This is a genomic window from Luteipulveratus halotolerans (assembly GCF_001247745.1).
Lineage (GTDB): Bacteria > Actinomycetota > Actinomycetes > Actinomycetales > Dermatophilaceae > Luteipulveratus > Luteipulveratus halotolerans.
The window spans coordinates 24,044-43,920 of the sequence record NZ_LAIR01000003.1; the positions used below are offsets into that span (position 1 = coordinate 24,044).

The 19,877-nt window shown below is 68.3% G+C and carries 19 protein-coding genes and 1 pseudogene; 12 read left to right on the top strand and 8 right to left on the bottom strand.

Annotated features, from left to right (window positions below; all coding sequences use genetic code 11):
• Positions 1-123 precede the first annotated feature (123 nt).
• Complete coding sequence (locus VV01_RS21370; protein ID WP_050672103.1) at positions 124-1,161, bottom strand: alpha/beta fold hydrolase; 1,038 nt, start codon at positions 1,159-1,161, stop codon at positions 124-126.
• A gap of 231 nt (positions 1,162-1,392) precedes the next feature.
• On the opposite strand from VV01_RS21370, the gene VV01_RS21375 reads away from it, so the two are divergent.
• The 5 genes from VV01_RS21375 to VV01_RS21395 all read left to right on the top strand — a co-directional run bounded on the left by VV01_RS21375 (position 1,393) and on the right by VV01_RS21395 (position 6,381).
• Positions 1,393-2,562 (top strand): alkene reductase, encoded by a 1,170-nt coding sequence (locus VV01_RS21375; protein ID WP_050672104.1) that lies wholly within the window; start codon positions 1,393-1,395, stop codon positions 2,560-2,562.
• A 132-nt stretch (positions 2,563-2,694) separates the two neighbouring features.
• Positions 2,695-3,546 (top strand): SDR family NAD(P)-dependent oxidoreductase, encoded by an 852-nt coding sequence (locus VV01_RS21380; RefSeq protein WP_050672105.1) that lies wholly within the window; start codon positions 2,695-2,697, stop codon positions 3,544-3,546.
• Between the two features lie 96 nt (positions 3,547-3,642).
• Positions 3,643-4,698, top strand: a complete 1,056-nt coding sequence (locus VV01_RS24135; RefSeq protein WP_071606619.1) for a nitroreductase/quinone reductase family protein — start codon at positions 3,643-3,645, stop codon at positions 4,696-4,698.
• A gap of 97 nt (positions 4,699-4,795) precedes the next feature.
• On the top strand, positions 4,796-5,644 hold the full coding sequence (locus VV01_RS21390; protein WP_050672106.1) for an SDR family oxidoreductase: 849 nt from the start codon (positions 4,796-4,798) through the stop codon (positions 5,642-5,644).
• A 200-nt stretch (positions 5,645-5,844) separates the two neighbouring features.
• Positions 5,845-6,381, top strand: coding sequence for a MarR family winged helix-turn-helix transcriptional regulator (locus VV01_RS21395; protein ID WP_050672107.1), 537 nt, complete (start codon positions 5,845-5,847; stop codon positions 6,379-6,381).
• Between the two features lie 54 nt (positions 6,382-6,435).
• On the opposite strand, the pseudogene VV01_RS21400 reads toward VV01_RS21395, so the two are convergent.
• Together VV01_RS21400 and VV01_RS21405 are read right to left on the bottom strand one after the other, a co-directional pair.
• Positions 6,436-6,804 (bottom strand): annotated as a pseudogene (locus VV01_RS21400) (DUF6518 family protein); the annotation flags it as partial.
• A gap of 19 nt (positions 6,805-6,823) precedes the next feature.
• Complete coding sequence (locus tag VV01_RS21405; protein WP_050672109.1) at positions 6,824-8,065, bottom strand: IS256 family transposase; 1,242 nt, start codon at positions 8,063-8,065, stop codon at positions 6,824-6,826.
• 36 nt (positions 8,066-8,101) lie between these two features.
• Here VV01_RS21405 and VV01_RS21410 point away from each other — a divergent pair, with 36 nt between their 5' ends.
• From VV01_RS21410 to VV01_RS21425, 4 genes are all read left to right on the top strand, one after another.
• On the top strand, positions 8,102-8,800 hold the full coding sequence (locus tag VV01_RS21410; protein ID WP_197275226.1) for a DNA adenine methylase: 699 nt from the start codon (positions 8,102-8,104) through the stop codon (positions 8,798-8,800).
• Between the two features lie 306 nt (positions 8,801-9,106).
• Positions 9,107-9,676, top strand: coding sequence for a TetR/AcrR family transcriptional regulator (locus VV01_RS21415; protein ID WP_082221279.1), 570 nt, complete (start codon positions 9,107-9,109; stop codon positions 9,674-9,676).
• 110 nt (positions 9,677-9,786) lie between these two features.
• Positions 9,787-11,316 (top strand): aldehyde dehydrogenase family protein, encoded by a 1,530-nt coding sequence (locus VV01_RS21420; RefSeq protein WP_082221293.1) that lies wholly within the window; start codon positions 9,787-9,789, stop codon positions 11,314-11,316.
• 225 nt (positions 11,317-11,541) lie between these two features.
• A complete protein-coding gene (locus VV01_RS21425) occupies positions 11,542-13,005 on the top strand; it encodes an MFS transporter (RefSeq protein WP_071606621.1) in 1,464 nt (487 codons plus the stop codon).
• Positions 13,006-13,236: 231 nt separating this feature from the next.
• Here VV01_RS21425 and VV01_RS21430 read toward each other — a convergent pair whose 3' ends face one another.
• Entirely contained in the window at positions 13,237-13,647 is a 411-nt protein-coding gene (locus VV01_RS21430; RefSeq protein WP_050672111.1) for a RidA family protein, read from the bottom strand.
• Between the two features lie 80 nt (positions 13,648-13,727).
• Between VV01_RS21430 and VV01_RS21435 the strand changes: the two genes are divergently transcribed.
• Positions 13,728-14,099 carry a winged helix-turn-helix transcriptional regulator gene (locus tag VV01_RS21435; RefSeq protein WP_050672112.1) on the top strand — a complete coding sequence of 124 codons (372 nt, stop codon included), beginning with the start codon at positions 13,728-13,730 and terminating at the stop codon, positions 14,097-14,099.
• Positions 14,100-14,484: 385 nt separating this feature from the next.
• On the opposite strand, the gene VV01_RS21440 is transcribed toward VV01_RS21435, so the two are convergent.
• Together VV01_RS21440 and VV01_RS23600 are read right to left on the bottom strand one after the other, a co-directional pair.
• Positions 14,485-15,687, bottom strand: coding sequence for a tyrosine-type recombinase/integrase (locus tag VV01_RS21440; RefSeq protein WP_157509210.1), 1,203 nt, complete (start codon positions 15,685-15,687; stop codon positions 14,485-14,487).
• Positions 15,629-16,093, bottom strand: coding sequence for a hypothetical protein (locus VV01_RS23600; RefSeq protein ID WP_157509211.1), 465 nt, complete (start codon positions 16,091-16,093; stop codon positions 15,629-15,631). The genes VV01_RS21440 and VV01_RS23600 overlap by 59 nt, the downstream gene beginning before the upstream one ends.
• A gap of 310 nt (positions 16,094-16,403) precedes the next feature.
• Here VV01_RS23600 and VV01_RS21445 point away from each other — a divergent pair, with 310 nt between their 5' ends.
• Positions 16,404-17,678 carry an ATP-binding protein gene (locus VV01_RS21445; protein ID WP_050672114.1) on the top strand — a complete coding sequence of 425 codons (1,275 nt, stop codon included), beginning with the start codon at positions 16,404-16,406 and terminating at the stop codon, positions 17,676-17,678.
• A 19-nt stretch (positions 17,679-17,697) separates the two neighbouring features.
• On the opposite strand, the gene VV01_RS25005 is transcribed toward VV01_RS21445, so the two are convergent.
• Entirely contained in the window at positions 17,698-18,045 is a 348-nt protein-coding gene (locus tag VV01_RS25005) for an ArsR family transcriptional regulator (RefSeq protein ID WP_050672115.1), read from the bottom strand.
• 395 nt (positions 18,046-18,440) lie between these two features.
• Between VV01_RS25005 and VV01_RS23605 the strand changes: the two genes are divergently transcribed.
• Positions 18,441-18,803, top strand: a complete 363-nt coding sequence (locus VV01_RS23605) for a hypothetical protein (protein WP_157509213.1) — start codon at positions 18,441-18,443, stop codon at positions 18,801-18,803.
• 372 nt (positions 18,804-19,175) lie between these two features.
• Here the strand turns inward: VV01_RS23605 and VV01_RS21460 are convergent, their stop codons facing one another.
• Positions 19,176-19,877: an Lsr2 family DNA-binding protein gene (locus VV01_RS21460; protein ID WP_050672117.1), complete on the bottom strand. Its 702-nt coding sequence runs from the start codon at positions 19,875-19,877 to the stop codon at positions 19,176-19,178.

Genomic DNA, 19,877 nt, shown 5'->3' on the forward strand with positions numbered 1-19,877 from the left:
CCCGTCGAGACAACCCGTCGAGCGAGCTAATTCTTGCGGGTCACCGTGCGCACGGGGGTGGCTCTGGTCTGTTCTGGTCGTGGTGCGATCGACACCATCGGGCGTGAGAGGGCTGCGGCGTGGTCATCGCAGGAACGGGATGAGGTGGGCGAGGAACGTCTGTGGCTGTTCCTCGGCGACGAAGTGGCCGGCGCCGGCGACCACGACGGCCTCGACGTGGGGGGCGGCACGGTGGACGGCCTGAGCCAGCCGGTCACCGACGGCGTGTTCGCCACCGATGGCGGCGACTGGCATGGGGAGTTGCCCGCCGGAGGTGAGCCAGTCCGCGTTAGCCTGCCCGTCGGTGAGCAGGGTCCGGTAGTGGCCGAACCCGCGGCGTAGCGCGTCGCTGCCGCGGTAGGCAGCCGTCGTCTCCGCGATGACGTCGGGCGGGAACGCCCGTTGGCTCGCGGCCAGCGTGGCGAACCAGTGCGCGAAGAACTGCTCCTCGTGCCCGTCGATCAGGAACTCGGGCACGGCCTCGGCCATGAAGAAACCGAAGTGCCACCTCCCACCCCGAGCCACGTCCATCGCCTGCTCCAGACCGAGACCGGGAATGGCAAGGTCGACCAACGCGAGGCGCGCGACCTCATCGGGGAACTGGCGTGCCCAGGAGAAGGCGATCATCCCGCCGATGTCGTGGCCGACGAGCCGCACCGGCCCGTCGAGCCCGAGGTGGTAGAGGACCTGCCGCAGGGCGGTCGCCTGGTCGTCCTTGCCATAGCCGGAGGCGAGCTCACCCGACGAACCGACCCCGGGGAGGTCTGGGGCAACGACGGTGTACCCCGCGGCCACGAGCGCGGGGGCGACTTGACGCCATGCCGATGATGTCTGCGGCCAGCCGTGCAGCAACACCACCGGCGGGCCGTCGCCCGCCACGTACGACCCGATCTGTGCACCGCCGACATCGACGAGAACATGCGCGACGTCGCGCCACGACTCCTGCGTTGTGTCCTGCGTCGAGTCCTGCGTCGAGTCCTGCGTCGAGTCCTGCGTCGAGTCCTGCGTCGAGTCCTGCGTCGAGTCCTGCGTCGAGTCCTGCGTCGAGTCCTGCGTGGAGTCCTGCGTGGAGTTGTGCGTCGAGACGGGCGCCGTCTTGTTGTGGGCGAGGATCTCACTCACGTACTTGCCTCCGGTCGGGTAGGTGTTTGGTCAACTAGTGCGAGTGCCTCCACCGTACAACGCCACGCTTCGACCACCGAGGCGATGCGCTGCGAGTCGTTCATTTGCAGGACATTTGGCCAGGTCAGAGCGCATCCGCGAGGTCAACCTCATCGCAGGCACTTGAAACTCTGAGAGTCATACCCCAAGATCGAGTTGTTAATTGTTCGGCCAACCAAACAAGGAGATCACATGGCTTCCCCCTTCAACCCCATCCAGCTCGGCCGCACCCGGCTACGCAACCGGATCGTCATGTCGCCGATGACCCGCAGCCGCGCGCACGGCCCCGCCGCGAGCCCGAACCCCCTGATGGCGACCTACTACGCCCAGCGCGCCGGCGCCGGCCTCATCGTGACCGAAGGCATCCAGCCCAACCCGATCGGACAGGGCTACCCCAGCACTCCCGGGTTGCACAACCGGACGCAGATCGCGGCGTGGCGACAAGTCACCGACGCCGTGCACGCCCGAGGCGGTGTCATCTTCGCCCAGCTGATGCACACCGGCCGCGTGGGACACCCCACCAACTACGCCGAGGCCTACCACCCTGAGGCAGTCGCCGGGTCCGCCACGGCCCGGGCATCCCAAGCCCCCCTCGAGACCCGGAAGACTCCGGCGACCCCTGTCGGCCCCTCCCCCATCGCGGCACAGGGACAGATCTTCACCGCTTCAGGGCTTCAAGACTTCGTGACACCGGTGGCCCTGACCGACGCCGGCATCACCCAGACGATCACCGACTTCGCCGACGCCGCCGCCAACGCCATCGACGCCGGCTTCGACGGCGTGGAGCTCCACGGCGCCAACGGCTACCTGCTGCACCAGTTCTTGTCCACCAACGCCAACCAGCGCACCGACAAGTGGGGCGGATCGGTCGAGAACCGCACCCGGATGATCATCGAGACCACCCGCGCCGTCGCCGAGACCATCGGCGCTGAGCGCACGGCCCTGCGGATCTCGCCCGGCAACCCCCTCAACGACATCACCGAGGACGACTACCGCCAGACCTATCCCCGGGTGCTGACCGCCCTGGACCCCCTCGGACTCGCCTACCTGCACGTCTTGGAGTCCACCGACCCACAGTTCACCCAGGACCTGCGGCAGGCCTGGCGCGGCGTGTTCGTCCTCAACCCGTCCACGCCGGGCTCGCGAACCGGCCCCGAGCACCTGCGCCTGGTCGAGGACGGCGACAGCGACCTGGTCTCGTTCGGATCGCTGTTCATCGCCAACCCCGACCTGCCCGAGCGCCTGCGCACCCACGCGCCGCTCGCGCAGCCCGACATGACCAAGGCCTACGGCGGCGACGCCGCCGGCTACACCGACTACCCCACCATGCACGGAGACCTCGAACGCGAAGCAACCGCCTGACCCACAGCCCCCGAGGCCCGGCCCCACCGCGAACGCCACCCACCCCCGGGCACACCGGCGTCGCACCAGTCGCACCAGCCGCACCGCGGCCCCACCCCAGATCCCGACAATATGTGAGACGGAGACATCATCATGACTACCCCCAACACCACCCAGACCACGGTCGACGACCCCGCCACCCGGAGCGCGCAGGAGGACCGCATCGGTCACGAGTCCGGTCACGGGTCCGGTCGCAGGTCCGGTCGCACGGTCCTCATCACCGGTGCCGCCGGCGGTGTCGGCGCCGAGCTGGTCGCCAGGTTCCTCCGCAACGGAGACACCGTCCTCGCCACTGACCTCTCACCCGAGGCCCTCACCACACTGCGGGCGGACCTGGCCGAGATCGCCGCCGCGCCAGGTGCGCGGCTGCTCACCCTCGCCGGCAGCATCGCCGCCGAGGACGACGTGGCCCGACTGTCCGAGGCGGTCGCCGAGGTCGGCGGCCTCGACATCCTCATCAACTGCGCGGGGTTCTTCCCCTTCGACACCTTCGAGGACACCGACGCCGACACCTGGCGCCGGGTCATCGACATCAACCTGACCGGTTACTACCTCGTCACCCACGCCCTGCTCCCCCACATGCGCGGACGCGGCTGGGGACGCATCATCAACTTCGGTTCCGCCTCGATGTTCCCCGGCGTCCCCGGCCAGGTGCACTACGTCACCGCGAAATCCGGACTCGTCGGTTTCACCCGCAGCCTCGCTCGCGAGGTCGGCACCGACGGCATCACCGTGAACCTGTTGACCCCCGGCCTCACCCTCACCGGCCCGGTCAAGGCCTCGTTCGACCCGGCCCTGATCGAGTCCCAGCGCAACGGCCGCGCGCTCAAGCGCGACCAGCACGCCACCGACCTGGTGGGCCCGGTCTTCTTCCTCGCATCCCCCGACGCCGAATTCGTCACCGGACAGACCCTCAACGTCGACGGCGGCATGTTCATGAACTGACCACACCCCTACGCGCTGACCCAGCGTTAGCCACAGCAACCTCTCCAGCAGCCGCGACCCCCCGAGCGGTGCTGCCAACCTCGAACGGAGACATTCATGACAAATTTTAACGAACGCATCATCGAGGAGTTCAACGCCAACAACGGACGAGTCGACTCTGCCGGCTTCGGCACCAGCCTGGTGCTGCTGCACACCATCGGCGCCAAGACCGGCACGCCGCGCACCAACCCGGCAATGTCGCTACGCGACGGCGAGGACTGGCTCGTCGTCGGGTCGGCCATGGGAGCCCCCCACGACCCGGCGTGGGTAGCCAACCTCCGGGCCAACGCCGACATCGAGATCCAAGCGGTCATCGGCGGCAGCGCCGAACGGGTCCCCGTCACCGCGACCGAGCTTAAGGGCGATGCCCGCGACACGGCATTCGCCCGGTTCGTCGAACGCGCCCCGGCGTTCGCCGCCTACCAGGACAAGGCGCCCCGCCAGCTTCCCGTCATCAAGCTCACCCGCCGCGCCGCCCAACACAGCACCGTCCCCCCGGTGGCACCTGATGACCCGCAGCGGACTCTGGCCGTTCGCCGCCCCGAGACCGACGCCTCGCTGCCCCACCTCGGCGTGGTCGGGGACAACTACACCATCCTCCTCACCGGCGCCGACACCGCCGGCCGCTACGCACTGATCGACATGCACATCCCTCCCGGGGGCGGACCGCCCCCGCACCGCCACGACTTCGAGGAGATGTTCCACGTCCTCGACGGCGAGTTCGAGATGACCTTCCGCGGCGAGAAGCACACCATCAGGGCCGGCGAGACCATCAACGTGCCCGCCCGAGCCCCGCACTTCTTCCACAACGCCGGCGACGCCCCGGCACGAGTGCTGTGCATGGTCACCCCACCCGGGCTCGAGGAGTACTTCACCCGCTGGGGCCAGCCCCTGCCCGACCGCACCTCCCCCCCGGACCAGACCGAGGCCGAGACCCGGCGAGCCCTCGACATCGCCATCGAGCTCGGACCGCAGTACGCCATCGAGAACCTGCCCCCGGAGAACGAGACCAGCGGCCCGGACCCGGAGCAGAAGGACGGCAGGGACGGCGCGGCGACCGCGGACCGCGCCGAAAACAAGGCGGGCGAGGAGCGTGAGGCCGAGCCACAATGAGCCCAGGAGCCCCCATGAGCCAACCGCGTAGCGGCGAGCGGCACCTACGGACGCCCAGCAGACGTGCCAAGCAGCCCAGCCACACAGAGGAGCGGAGATGCGCATATTGATGACCGGAGCGACCGGACGTAACGCCGGTCATGTCCTGCCCGAGCTGCTCGCCCGGGGCGCCACGGTGCGAGCCCTGACCCGCAACAGGGATCGGGCGGCACTGGCGCGGGAGGCAGGGGCTCAGGAGAGCAGCATCGGGGATCTGCGCGACCCCGCCAGCCTGCGCCGAGCGATGCACGGGGTGGACGCGGTCTTCCACCTGAACCCCGCCTTCGCACCGGACGAGGCCGGCCTCGGGGTGAACATGGTCCGAGCCGCCCGCGCATCCGGGGTCACCAAGTTCGTCTTCTCCGGCGCCTACCACCCGTCGCTGTCGCTGACCAACCACTCCGCCAAACGAGCCGTCGAGGAGGCGCTGTATGCCTCGGGGCTTACCTTCACCGTGCTCCAACCGGCAATGTTCATGCAGAACCTGGCCGGGCTGCGCGACGCCGCCAGCAGCGGGGTCATCGCATTCCCTTACGCGACGACCGCGCCGCTGACCTACGTCGACCTGCGAGACGTGGCCGAGGTCGTCGCGATCGCCGCCACCGAGTCGTCGCTGGACAACGGGACCTTCGAGCTCGCCGCCTCCCCGATGACCGACACCAACACCATCGCCGGGCTGCTCGCCACCCAGCTCGGCACCCCGGTCCGAGCCGAACGTGTCGACCCAGACACCTGGCTCGCCCGAGCCGCGGTGCCCCAGGGACCGCTGCTTGAGGGGCTTGGACGCATGAACGTCCACTACGACACCCACGGGTTCAGAGGCGGCAACGACCTGGTCCTTCGGACCATCCTCAGTCGGCCGCCGCGATCGCTCGGCGAGTACATCCGCGAACTCACCAGAGCATAATGTGATCCCCCGGTGACCGAGCCGGGGTCGCCGAAGTTGTGTGTGCACCTCTCGTGGAACCGTCGAGACGTGCGGGGCACAGCCGGGCGCGTCATGGCGGGCGGCTGGGCCGTCATGGGCGTGCTCGACCGGTGCCTGGCAACAACCCGACAACCCGGCGACCCGGCAAACCACCGACGGCGTGACGAAGGGGACCCAGCATGACCACGGATGGCGCAGGAGAAACGACGACGGGTCAGGTCGCGGGTCAGGTCGCGGGTCAGGTCGCCGGTCGGGGGCCGATCAGTCACGCCATCTTCCGGGTGGCGCGCCTGCACAAGATGCTCGCTGGTCAGCTGCTTCGATCAACGGGCCTGTACCCGGGCCAGGAGCTGCTGATGATGCGCCTGTGGGATGAGGGCCCGCAGCGGCAGGTGGACCTCGTGCGATCCCTCGACTCCGATGCCCCGACCATGGCGAGGACCATCAAACGCCTGGAGCGAGCCGGATACGTACGTCGAACCCCCGATCCCTCCGACGGGCGAGCCGCCCTGATCGAGGCAACGCCCGCGAGCCTGCCGCTACGGCGCGCGGTCGAACAAGTGTGGTCAGAACTCGAGGCCCTGACCGTCGCGGGTCTCGACGATCAAGACCGAGGGCGGGGGCAGGGCCAACCCGGAGTCCTCGCCTCACTGGAAGCGCTAGAACTCAGCCTCCTACGGGCCGACCATCACCGCGACGACCGCCGAAAGGACTGACGCCTCTGTGTTGCGTGGGTCAGGTTCGCACCACACGCGACAGGAGCCTCAGGCTTAACCCAGGGCGTTCAAGAACGCGTAGCCAGCCGTCTCAGCCAGAGTCGACATCGCTGATATCGCGACAAGGGCGAAGATCGCGGCGGGTGTGCGCAGCCGTGCGGCCACCAACACGACTGCGACGCCCCCGAGAACCAGAACCGCTACCCAGTACGTCGGCTCGGTGGTGTCTGCGACCTCGGTGAGCCCGTAGATGCCGTCGCCGAACAAGACCCCCGTCAACAACCCGGCCCCGGCCGCCGCACGATACTGGCGCCCACTGGTGGCCGCGGCGGCCGCCGCCCCGATCACCGGGCCGGTCACCACGCCCACTGCCGCCCACAATCTAGGGTCGTAGGCCCGGAACGGGACTGTCCGGTTATCGGTGTAACCGGCGTACTTTTGGTTACAGGTTCTCGGCCGCGGGCATGCGGTCGGCGAAGGTCACGGCGAACGCGTTCAGGGCCGGCTTCCAGCGCATGGTCCAGCGTGCCTGACCGGTGCCCTTGGGGTCCAGGGACCGGGTCACCAGGTAGAGCGTCTTGAGCGCGGCCTGCTCGGTTGGGAAGTGGCCCTTGGCGGTGACCGCGCGCCGGTAGCGGGCGTTCAAGGACTCGATCCCGTTGGTGGAGCACAGAACTCGGCGGATCTCCACGTCGTAGTCCAGGAACGGCACGAACTGCTCCCACGCATCACGCCACAGCCGTGAGATCGCGGGATACATCGCCGCCCAGGTCTCCTCGAACTGCTCGAACGCCGCCCACGCCGCCTCCTGCGACGGTGCGGTGTAGATCGGGCGCAGGTCCTTGGCCATCGCCTCCCAGTACTTCTTGGAGGCGTACCGGAAGGACCCGCGGATCAGGTGGATGATGCAGGTCTGGACCGTGGCCAGCGGGAACACCGCGTTCGCTGAGTCCGGCAGCCCCTTCAGTCCGTCGCACACGATGAAGAACACATCGGCCACGCCACGGTTCTTGATCTCGGCCAGCACGCTCATCCAGAACTTCGCTGACTCCCCGTGCCCGGCGGTGCCGGCCCATAGCCCGAGCACGTCGCGCCGACCCTGCAGGTCGACCCCGATCGCGGCGTAGAAGGGCCGGTTGCCGACCTGGCCGTCACGGACCTTGACGTAGATCGCGTCGATGAAGATCGCCGCGTAGACCGGCAGCAGCGGCCGGGCGCACCACTCGCTCATCTCGTCGATGACGCGGTCGGTGATCACCGAGATGCGGTCCTTGGACAGCGAGGCGCCGTAGACCTCGGCGAAGTGCGCGCTGATCTCACCAGTGGTCAGGCCCTTGGCGTACAACGACAGCACGACGGTGTCGACGTCACCCAGGCGGCGTTGTCGCTTCTTGACGATGACCGGTTCGAAGCTGCCGTCCCGGTCCCGTGGGACCTCGATCGTGACCGGGCCGACGTTGTCGGTCAGCACCGTCTTGGCCCGGGTGCCGTTGCGGGAGTTACCACCATCACGGCCCTCGACCGCGTGCTTGTCATAGCCCAGGTGCTCGCTCATCTCCTCATCGAGCGCGGTCTCCAGCACGGTCTTGGTCAACAGCTTCAGCAGTCCGTCCGGGCCGGTCAGGTCCTCACCACGCGCCCGGGCGGCACGGACCAGCTGCGCTACCGCGGCTCGCTCGGACATCACCGCCGCGGGCTGTTCCGCCGGCCGAACCCGCTCGTGATCATCGACATGGTCAGCGCTGTCATCATCTTCAGGCGACACAGTCGCCAGTGTCTCGGTCATCACAGACCTTCCTCGCCAACCAGCGTTGGCGTGTCAGGCCGGTTACACCGTTTGCCGGACGGTCCCCCCGCTGGGCGCGATGACCTGGAGCTCGGGTTCGCCACGTTCTACCTGAACCGGACGAACCGCTCCGGGATCCTGGATGCACGACCGATCGGCGGTTTCGACCAGGGAGGGCGTTGGAAGATTGACGCCCGGTTCAACCGGGAACCGCTGTGCAAACGGATTCAGACGATCGCGGACATGCGCCACCGGATCTACGTCACCGAGCTCGACGGCCTCGACTTTCTCCGCAGCCTGGAGCACATGGCCGACGACGTGTTCGTCTACGCCGACCCGCCCTACCTAGTCCAAGGCGAAGGCCTGTACTTGCACGCCTTCGACGCTGGCGACCACGTCGAACTCGCCCAGCTGCTCGCCGAGGCCGCATTTCCGTGGATGCTGACCTACGACGACGACCCACGCATCACCGAGCGCCTCTACGCCGGTGGACGCTGCGCGACGTTCGACATAGCGCACACCGCACACCGCCAACACGTCGGTCAAGAAGCAGTCATCTACTCCGCCGGCCTCACGGTGCCCGACATGCTTATCACCAGGGGCCGCGTCGCTCGATGGGTAGACGCGTCATAGCGATCCTTCGGACCTGTTCTGGCCCCCACCGGCGCGTCGCCAGTGGGGGCCAGAACAGGCCGGGCATCGTGGGGCCAGAACGACCTGTCAGAGTCACGGTGTCTCCCGACCATCGGCAACACGGACTGTGGCCACCTCATCAGGGCGCCTCGATGATGGTGAACGTCACGGCGCGCGTGGTTGCGGCGCCGAGTATGACGAGACGACCATCAGCCGACCCTGGGAGTCCGCCGACGCGCCCGCGACCGTGGGACTAGGTACTCATCCCAGGACTGTAACGGATAACCTATCCGTTACAGTCCTGGGATGAGTACCGCTCAGGATGGCCCCAGGCGTGCGGACGCGGTGCAAAACCGCGCCCGAATCCTCAAGATCGCGCGAGAGGCGTTCCGTGAGCCCAAGGAACCCTCGATGGCCGAGATCGCCCGCCGGGCCGGGATGGGCATGGCCACCCTGTACCGACACTTCCCGGGACGCCTCGAGCTGCTGACCGAGCTGTACCGCGGCGAGATCGACGACCTGTGTCAGGCTGCGGCCACCGCCGCCGGCGACACCCCCGGCGAGCGGCTCCTCTCGTGGCTGGCGACCTTCCACGACGTCGGCGCGCGTAAGGGCCCACTGGCCTCTCTCCTCGTCGGTGGGCCGGCCGACGGTGAGCACGTCGTCACCGGCAGCCGCGCCCGGGTCCGCCGCGCCGGCAAGCCCTTGCTGCTCGCCGCCCAGAACAGCGGCGAGGTCCGCACAGACATCACGATCCGCCAGATCCTGGACGCGATCGCCGCCCTCGGCCAGATCGCCGACGGGCCCACCACGTCGCGAGCAATCGAGGTGTTTTTCGACGGCCTACTGACCACGAGGTCGACCGCCAGTCGGTGACCACGACATAGGGCTGCGGGGGCCTGCCTTGCGAAACGGATAGGGTATCCGTTACCGTTAACGGACAACCTATCCGCTTGGGGATCTCGGTCCCCGGAAAGGACGTCATGATGACCACGCAGACCACCACCGGCGCGACCACCAACGCCGGCCGCCCCACCATCGAGGTCGAGGCCCGCCGTGAGATGCCGGCCTTCCTGACCGCCGAAGCGCAGCTGATGCACATCGGCGGCGAGCAGGTCCCGGCCAGCAGCGGCAACACCCTGCCCAACACCGACCCGACCACCGAGCAGGCCCTGCCGACGGTTCCGCGCGGCAGCGCGCAGGACGTCTACGCGGCCGTCCGGGCAGCGCGCACCGCCCTCGTGGACCCGAGCTGGGCGCAGATGAGCGCCGACACCCGCGGGCGGATCCTGAACCAGATCGCCGACGTGCTCGAGGAGCACGGCGAGGAGCTGGCCACCATCGACTCGGTCAACATGGGCGCCCCGCGCATGCTGACCAGCCGGATGCTGGCCGAGTCCGCCGAGATCTTCCGCTACTACGCCGGTTGGCCGACCAAGATCTTCGGCACCACCGTGCCCACCCCGTCCGACCGGCTCGGGTACACCCGCCGAGAGGCGCTGGGCGTCGTCGGCATCATCTGGGGCTGGAACGGCCCCATGGCGCAGCTGCCCAGCAAGCTCGCCCCCGCGCTGGCCACCGGCAACACCGTGGTCCTCAAGCCGGCCGAGACCGCGTCTCTGAGCACGCTGCGGCTCGCCGAACTCCTGCAGGCCACCGACCTGCCCACCGGCGTCGTCAACGTCGTCACCGGGCTCGGCTCCGAAGCGGGTGAGGCGCTGGTCGCGCACCCCGACGTCGCCAAGATCGCGTACACCGGATCCACCGCCGTCGGCAAGCACGTGCAGCAGGTGGCCGCCGAGACCCTGAAGAAGGTCACCCTCGAGCTCGGCGGGAAGTCGCCGACGGTCGTGTTCGCCGACGCCGACCTGCAGGCCGCCGCCCGCGGCGCCGCCGCCGGGTTCCTCGGCAACGCTGGCCAGGCCTGCGTCGCCGGCTCCCGGATCTTCGTCCAGGAGCAGGTCCGCGACGAGTTCGTGGCCCTGCTCACCGAGGCCATGAACACCATCTTCACCCCGGCCGATCCGTTCACCCCCAACACCATCACCGGAGCCCTCGCCACCAAGACCCACTTCGACCGGGTCGCGTCCTACGTCGACAGCGCCCGCGACCAGGGCGCGCACATCGTGACCGGCGGCACCCGATTCGGCGACCAGGGGTACTTCTACACACCCACTCTTATCGACGACATCACCCCGGACATGCGGGTGGTCCGTGAGGAGATCTTCGGCCCGGTCGGCGTCATCACCACCTTCACCGACACCGCCGACGCCATCGCCCAGGCCAACGACACCGAGTACGGCCTCGCCGCCTCCGTGTGGACCACCGACCTGGGCACCGCCCACACCATGGCCGCCGCCATCCAGGCCGGCACCGTGTGGGTCAACACCTGGGGCGAGCAGGCCAACATGGCCTTCCCATTCGGCGGCTACAAGCAGTCCGGCATCGGCCGCGAAGGCGGCCTCGAGGTCATCGACTCCTACACCCAGTCCAAGGCCGTCCAGATCGCCTTCTGACCCACCCGCCCCCAGGTGAGGCTCCGTCTTTCGGGCGTTCCACCGCTGGACGAGGAGAACGGCCGTCGGGAGCACGGCTCCGGCCGGCCGCGCCACCCAGGCAACCGCTGCGTCCCACCACGCTCCACCGAGATCAGAGCGGCATCTGACGCTGCCCGGACGCGCGCCACGCGACCCCATCGTCCTCTTGGATCCGCGTAGCGCCGGCACGAAAGGACCACCGTCATGAGCCGAACTCCACCACCCAATACCGCGGCCTCGACCACGACGTCGAATCCCACTCCGGCCACCGGCACCGCGGCACCCGCCTGGGCCGTCATGGGCGTCCTCGGCGTCGCCGAGATGATGGCTACCCTCGACACCTCCATCGTCAACATCGCCCTGCCCTCCGCCCAGCACGACCTCGGTTTCGCCGACGCAGGGCGAGCCTGGGTCGTCACCTCCTACGCCCTCGCGTTCGGCAGCCTGCTCCTACTCGGCGGGCGACTGTCCGACATCATCGGCCGCCGACGCGCATTTCTCACCGGTGCGCTCGGCTTCGCGGTCGCGTCCAGCCTCGGCGGACTGGCCCCCGACTTCGGCACGCTCATCGCCGCCCGCACCCTCCAGGGCGCGTTCGCCGCCCTCCTCGCACCGGCCGCACTGTCCATGCTCGCCAGCGTCTTCCCCAGTGGAAGAGACCGAGCCCGAGCATTCGGCATCTTCGCCGGCCTCGCCGTCACCGGCCTCGCCCTCGGCATGGTCCTCGGTGGAGTCCTGACCCAGTACGCCAGCTGGCGCTGGTGCCTGCTCATCAACGTGCCCCTGTGCGCCATCGCCGTCGTCGGTGGCGCCCTCACCCTCCCGCGATTCGAAACTGAGGAACGCCCCGCCCTGGACTTGCCCGGAACGCTCACCATCGTGGCCAGCCTCTTCCTGCTCGTGTTCGGACTCGCCAGCGCCGAGGAGCACCCGCTGACCTCCCTGCTGGTTCTGGTCCCTCTGGTGGCAGGCGTGCTCCTACTCGGCGTGTTCGTCCACCTCCAGCGATGGGTCGGCTCGCCGCTGCTCCCGCTGCGGGTCGTGCTGGACCGTCACCGCGGCGGGGCGTTCCTTGCCGCGTTCCTCATGATCATCGGGATGTTCCCGCTCGTGCTGTTCCTCAGCTTCGTGCTGCAACAGCAACTCCGCTTCACCCCTGCGACCGCCGGACTCGCCTTCCTGCCCCTCATCGCCGGCAACCTGACCAGCTCCCACGTCCTTGCCGACCGGCTTCTGCCTCGCGTCGGGCCCGCCGCGGTCATCGCCCTCGGCCTGGCCTGCGGCGCCATCTCCCTGACCTGGCTCGCCCAGCTCGACACCCACGCCACCTACGCCGCGGACATCTTCGGCCCCGTGCTGCTGATGGGCATCGGCATGGGCTGCGCCGTACCCACCGCGTTCAACCTCGCCACCTACGGCCTGCAGACGACTGACATCGGCGTCGCCTCCGCCACCATGAACGCCACCCAACAGCTCGGCGGGTCGATCGGTGCGGCACTGCTGTCCAGCATCGCCGGCGCCATCACCGCCGCCAGCGCCCACCCCAGCTCGGACGCGGCCGTCGTCCACGGGTTCACCGTCGCGTTCTATGTCGCCACCGCCATCCTCAGCGCCGGCGCCATCATATGCGGCTTGCTCATCCCGCGTGGCCGACCATCGATCGGCTGACCAGCCAGCACGATCCTGCCGCTGCGGCCCGTGCGGCCCCGCCCGGCTCCTCGCCTTGGCGGTACCCGCAAAGCATGGGCACGCCGCAGCCAGCAGGCGGTGGGAGGCAGCGTCGACCATGGCGCACGCGCTGCTGACGGTGGACTGGGCCGAAGCCCAGTGCTCGACACCTCAACTAGCCATACAGTTCGTCATCGTTCCCGCCTATTCGATGAGGGGAAGGCGCGAGGTTCACTCGATGACCGCGATTCCCTCGACCTCGACGAGCACATCGGGCTCAGCCAGGGCCGCGACGCCGATCCCGGTCAGCGGCGGGAGGGGGATCTCGATGCCGAGTGCCTCAGCGGCACGCTGAAGTCCTTCTAGAAAGCCGTTCATCTTCTCCGGCGACCAGTCGACGAAGTACACAATGACCTTGACGAGATCATCGAAGGTCGCTCCCGCCGTCTGTAGCGCAATGCCGAGGTTGAGGTACGCACGCTCGACTTGCATGGCAAGGTCGCCGCCGCCCACGGGATTGCCTTCGGCGTCGCGAGCGATCTGCCCGGCTACGTACACCGTGCGTGAACCGCTGGCGACCGCGACCTGACGATAGATGGGCACCTCGGGGAGGCTGACAGGGTTGATCAGCTGGACGGACATGGCTCTTCCAATCGCGTGGTGATACTAGGTGCACGATTGATACCTGAGGCAGGAAACGCACTTCAAGGAGACTAGGTGCCATGACGGAAACCTCCTCCCGCATCGAGATTTCGGCATCGCATCGGGAGGTTCTCGACCAAGTGCTGGACAAGTGGTCGGTCCAGATACTCGAGCTGCTGTGCGAACAGCCTTACCGATTCAACGAGCTGCGACGGCGCCTACGCGCCCCGCAGAAATCACTGACAGCCACTCTGCGCAAGCTCGAGCGGAACGGGGTCATCTCGCGCGAGATTGTCTGCACACGACCGATCGCGGTCCGATACTCCATCACGCCCCTCGGGAAGACACTGCGGGAGCCCATCGACGCAGTCCTCGGTTGGTGCCGTGAGATGCTGCCGCGCGTCGAGGCAGCGCGGCAGATTTTTGACGAGGCAGACTCCTTGGAGCCGTAGGACAAGGCAGGGACTGGCATCGACGCCGACCGATTGACGGCGCCGAGTGCGACCGACGAGAGGTCGACATCGATCTTGCGCGACCTGCTCGAACAGGCTGACTGTGTCGATCACCTTCGGCACCGATTGCCGGTCTCAGCCAGCACCGCGGGTCGAGGGTCAGTTGAGTCCCTGATAGTGGTGTAGCGCGGTCGCCGCGATCGTTGACGATCTGGTCGTGGACGTGGCCGGGCCTCGGCCCACCACCGCAGCCCGGCCGGCGCACTGGGCCGACTGAGACAGGCAGGATCTGAGGATTCGGACAAGTTAGTGAGACAGCGGGCGTCTCAGCATCTTGTCCCGCCGCAGGTCAGCGGCCTGCACTGCTGACAGGTCGCGCTGGGCCCTACATCTGGGCGTACTGCATCGTCATCTCCGGCGAGCGGTGGCCAAGGTAGCGCTGCACGACGTGGATGGGCACGCCGGCGTTCAGCAGGTCGGTGGCTCGGGTGTGCCGCAGCCGGTGGGTCTGGCCGTACCGCAGCGGGTTCCCGCCGGCATCGGTGAGTGCGACTAGGTCGTCCAGGCGTCGCAGCGCCGCCTGGTGTGAGGGGTAGGGCCGCGGGCGGAGCCCGCGGTGGTTGTGTCGTGGGGCGAGGAACAGGTGGGCGGGCTGCACGCCCGGGTCGCACCGGGCGCTGGCCCATGCCTGCTGCTCCTGGATGAGCCGCACGGCGGGAAGGTCGACCAGGATGGTCGGGTCGACGCCATCGACCTTGGTCTGCTGGTAGCGCAGCCGGGCGACCAGGGCGTCCTCGGCCGCGTCCTCGTACGGCAGGAGCGGGGTGAGGCAGTCGAAGTCGAGCATGAGGATCTCCGACACCCGGCGGCCGGTCATCGCTTGCAGCAGCCAGGCCCGGGCTGCCTGTGCGTCGCCCAGGCCGGGGTAGCGGCACGGGCCGGCGCCCGGGGTGGTGATGCTGGCCTGCTCGGTGGTGGGGGTCATCAGCACCTCGAGGTGACTGATCATCTTGCCCAGGTCGCTCGGGGCGATCGGATCCGATCGGGTGGTGGTCGGTGGTGCAGCTCGTCGGCGGCGCGCCGGCGGCCACAGCAGCAGATGTCGTTCGCTCAGCTGGCCCCAGCCTGGTTCGCCGCTGCTGGCCGCCAGCAGGTCCGCGTTGTCGTGCGCCCAGGTGTACAGGGCCTGGACGTGGCTGCGGATCGTGGCGATCTGGTTTTCTGCCAATGGTTTTCGTGAGTTCTGCCGTGGCGCCTGCAACCAGCCGAGGTAGTCGTTGAACGCCGCGCGGGTCCCTGCCGGGTCGGTGTCGATGCCTGGATGGTCGAACCCGTGGGCGAGCACCCATGGGTCGTAGTAGGTGGCCAGGTTGCGGCAGCGGGTCGCTGCGGTGGTCCACCGGTAGGTCTGATCGGTGAGGGCGAACCGCAGCCAGTGCCGGATGCCTTCGCGTAGCCAACCGGTCTGGATCAGGGACAGGTTGATCGGAAGATGGCCCTGGGGTTCGTGGGGCCGACGTGGGATGCGGTCATCGACCCGCAGGTCCCACCGGTCGTGCTCCCACCAGGGTCGGGCTGAGCAGCGCACCGACACCAGCAGGTGGGCGTGCTCGGCGATCGATGTCAGGTTCCGCTGGTTTCCCGGTGAGGGCAGCCGACCGTTGCGGTCCAGGAACGCCCGCAGCGCTTGCCGGACGACGAGCCCCTCGGGCGCGCCCGGTATCGATCACGTCGAAGACGTCGTCCTTCATCCGCGACACCTGCAGCTCAACAGTCACCCCCGTACGAACGATCGCGGTCAAGCGATGCTGCCCATCCAGCAAGGCGCCGTCGGCCGCCAGGGCAATGCCCTGATGCGTCAAGCGCCACTGACCCGACTCAAGCGCGTGGACCAGCGCAGCAACGCGGGAAGCCACTAGCGGGCGGTTGTGGGGGTTGTTCGCCAGCAGCTCAGTTGCCCGCTCCGGCGTGATGGTCTCGATGGTGGTGCGCACATCTAGTGCTCCTTCTCCGCGACACGGCATCGCGAAGTAGGGCAGACTCCCGACTGACGCGGCGCCTACCCGTTGACTGTTACCACTTTCAACCGTAGGCGTCGCGTCGCCTTCGTCGCGGGCACCCCCACAACTCCTACGCAGCAGCCGGTCGGGCATACTCCCGTGCGCGTGTGCACGTCCGTAGGTCACATGTGATCGACGGTCGTACCAGCGGAGAAGTGAGCGATATCGAGACTCGCTGCAGATAACCCGACAGGTTGATGTGATCCACATCACTAAAGATGTCTAAAGCTACAGTGGGTGCGTGATGGTCGAGGCCCCCAACCCTTTCAGTCCCAGCTTCGGAACCAGCCCGCCGCTGCTGGTTGGCCGCGATGAGCAGCTCACCGTGTTCATCGAGGCCCTGGAAGAGGGCGTCGGCGCTCCGGGACGCGCCACCTTGTACACCGGGCAGCGTGGTTCCGGCAAGACCGTACTCCTGAACGCGCTCGAGGACATAGCCCGGCGACAGGGCTGGCATGTCCTGTCCGTCACCGCACGCCCCGGGGTGGCCCATCAGCTCGCTCGCACACTGATCCCCCAGGAGATGCGCGATCACCATCCCGAACAAGCACGTACCTCTCATGTCACGGGTTTTCAGGGCACAGCCGCCGGTTTCGGTGGCGGCATCAGCCGCACAGGCGAGGACCGCTTCCCGGTCGAGCCCTCCCTGCGTCACGCCCTGACCGCCCTCGCTGCCGCGGCCGCCCAGCGAGAGGCCGGCGTCCTCATCAGCCTGGACGAGATCAGTAGCAACGCTGCAGGCGATCTGCAAGAGCTGTGTCAAGACGTACAACACGTCGGCTTCCGCGAGGGTCTCCCAGTCATGTTCACCGCGGCCGGCCTCGAGCCGTCCGTCCAGCAGCTGCTCGCCGACGTGCCGGGCGTGACCTTCCTCCGCCGGGCCGAGCGCGCGCACCTCGGACCAGTCGGTGATGCCGACGTGACGCGTGCCCTGGCCGAGCCCATCGCCCACTTCGACAAGTCGATCGAACCCGAGGCACTCGACCGGATGGTCACCGGCACCCAGGGCTACCCCTTCATGATCCAGCTGGTCGGACGCGAAGTCTGGCGAGCTGCTCGTGGCCAGGAAACCATCACCGCACGGCACGCCGACCTCGGAGTGGACCGAGCGAATCGGCGCATCGGTCAGCTTGTCCATCAACCAGCGCTCATGGAGCTCTCGCCCACCGACAAGTCCTTTCTCGCACAGATGGCCCTAGACGATGGGCCGAGCAGCATCGCGGTCATCGCACAGCGGATGGGCGTGAACAGCAACTACGCCAGCCAGTACCGGCTACGCCTGATCCAGGCGGAGATCATCCACGAGGCCGGCCGAGGGCAGGTCGACTTCAGCCTGCCGCAGATGCGCGAGTACCTACGCGAGCACGCCACCCACGACGCGCTCCGCCCGCCGGGAGGCTCGTCACCATCCAGCAGTCACCTGACCGAACCACAAGATCGAACCTCCCGCCCCAGTCGTCAGGAGCGACGCCGCCCACCGGGGTCCACCTCCAGCGGGCCGGCTGGTCCCCGGCGCTAACCGGACCGATTCCCCGGAATCAGGGCCGGGAGCTGACCGAAGACGATGGTCGGCACGCAACCAACCAGCCCACGTGGTCTAGCTGCTCCTCGCACACTGCGAACGTTCCATCACTCGCACGAGTGATCAGGCCCAGCCCACGCAACGCCCGTAGGTGGTTGCCGATCGTGCCCGGCTCAAGTCTCAGCGCGAGCTGCAGCTGCGCCGCCGTGGCCGGAGCCATGTGCAGCATCGCCAGAATCCGCAGCCGACCCGGATTGCCCAGGCCACGCAAGATCGTTGCGAGCAGCCGCGCCGCGTCCGCGTCCAAGGGCCCCCGAATCGGAACCTTGCACCGTGCAACGCCGACGTGCTCGCTCAGGGGCATGTCGGCGGAGCCTACGGCAGACCGCTGTGCCGGATGTGACCGTGCGCCCAGGGCGGCTTCCTTCCGGTGGTCAAGGGCGCGCACGCCGCTCCGGGGGATCGAGGATCATGAATGCAGATACCGGCGATGACAACGGACCAGCTGACGCTGTACCACTTCACCTCCTCGGAGGCCGCATGGTCGATCCGCTGTGAGGGCCGCATGGTTGCGATGTCCGGGCAGGACGCCTTCTTCACCGACAGGTTGACCGCGGTCGCAGCTATCGGCCACTCGACCCGCTCGAACGACCCGCGCGGGCACCTCGATCTGTCCGAGTCCACGCTGCCTGGATGCCGACACGAAGATCGGCGCCCGCCAGGCGAGTCCAGGCCTCCTGATCACCCGGGACCCGTGCGATGACCACCGTTCTCGCCTGGGTGTCCGGCGACCTCAACCGGCTCACAGCCGCTGGCGTGGCGGGGTTTGGGACCCTTCTCCTGCTCGACGTGCTGGTCTTCGGCCGGCCGGGGCGTAACCGGTGCAACGCGCCATCCCGGGTGGATGGTCGTTGCCGACGTTCCGCGCCCGCCGGTGGCCGGCCTTGCAGCGCTGGCCACCGCCAGGGCTGGGTCACAGCCGACCTGATCGGTGTCGTCATCCTGGCCTGCGCATGCGTCAGTCTCCTTACATACCAGCCACTTCCAGACACCCTGAACGACGAGGGTGTGCTTGGCACCCACAGCGCCGCGGCCACGCCTCTGGTCGAGGTGCGCCGCTGAGCGATCAGCCGCGCGGTGCGTGGAAGGGTCGCCCTTCCTCGCGAGGGTCCGGCCGGCGGCGAGCTACGGTGTCCTTCACCCTCGCATCCCAGGTCCTCCGCTGCTCATTCGTCATCGTGGCACGCAGCCGGGCGTAACGGTCTGCGTCATGCCCGGTGCGAGGGGCTCCGTTATCGTCGAGAGTGAGGCCGTACGGCGGCCGCGCTCTCAGCAGCCGGCGCTGCCAATACGGCCAGCCCCCCGATCACTAGTGTCGCGGCACCGAGTAGCCACCACAGACGTGCGGCGGCGAGCTCGCTCAGGAGCAGGGCGACCGACGCGACCTGAAGGAGCATAGGATCACGCGAAGCGGTCGCATTTCGCTGACCTGTCCTAAGCAGCTGCGTGAGCCGCGTCGTAGGCGTCACGCACGCGGGCCGGTACCTTCCCGAACGCCGGGCACTCGATGCCCGACTCCTTCGCCCACTGCCGAACCTTGGGTGCCGGCGCACCCAAGGTCGGCGCCGTCTTGGTCCTGCGCACCTTGCCTCGCAAGGAGCGCAGCTCGGCCTCCAGCTGTGCGATCCGCTTGAGCCGCTTGGCGTTCTCCGCCTCTTCGGCCGCCTGGCGTGCCTCCTCCTGTTCCTCCTGGGCCAGGCGGTCTGACAGGTCGCCCAGTAGACCCGCGATCTTGGCTCCCAGCGACCGAGTGCGCGCCTTCGGGGACCTGCTCGCCGCCACGATGAGTTCGTTCGCCGAGGGCTTGGCCTGGCGCACGGACGAGGTGATCGGCTTCGGGTCCACGGCGCGGGGTGCCGAGTTCGTCACCTGACCGCCTCGCGCAAGCCTCGAGCTGACTGGTGGCCTTGAGGGCGACGGCCCCGTCCGGGTCGTCGTCTCACCGGTTCTCCGCTCCAGCATGGCGAGGGCGTGCTCCATCTTGTCTCGGTCCGGGTACCCGTGACCGATCTTGATGTCCTGCACCTGCGTCTCGGTCAGCCCAGTCGCGGTAGCGATGAACTGGTCGTCGCGCCCGTTGATGAGGTGCTTCACGACGGTCAAGGCGGTCTCGGTGGCGATCTTCCGGGTAGGCAT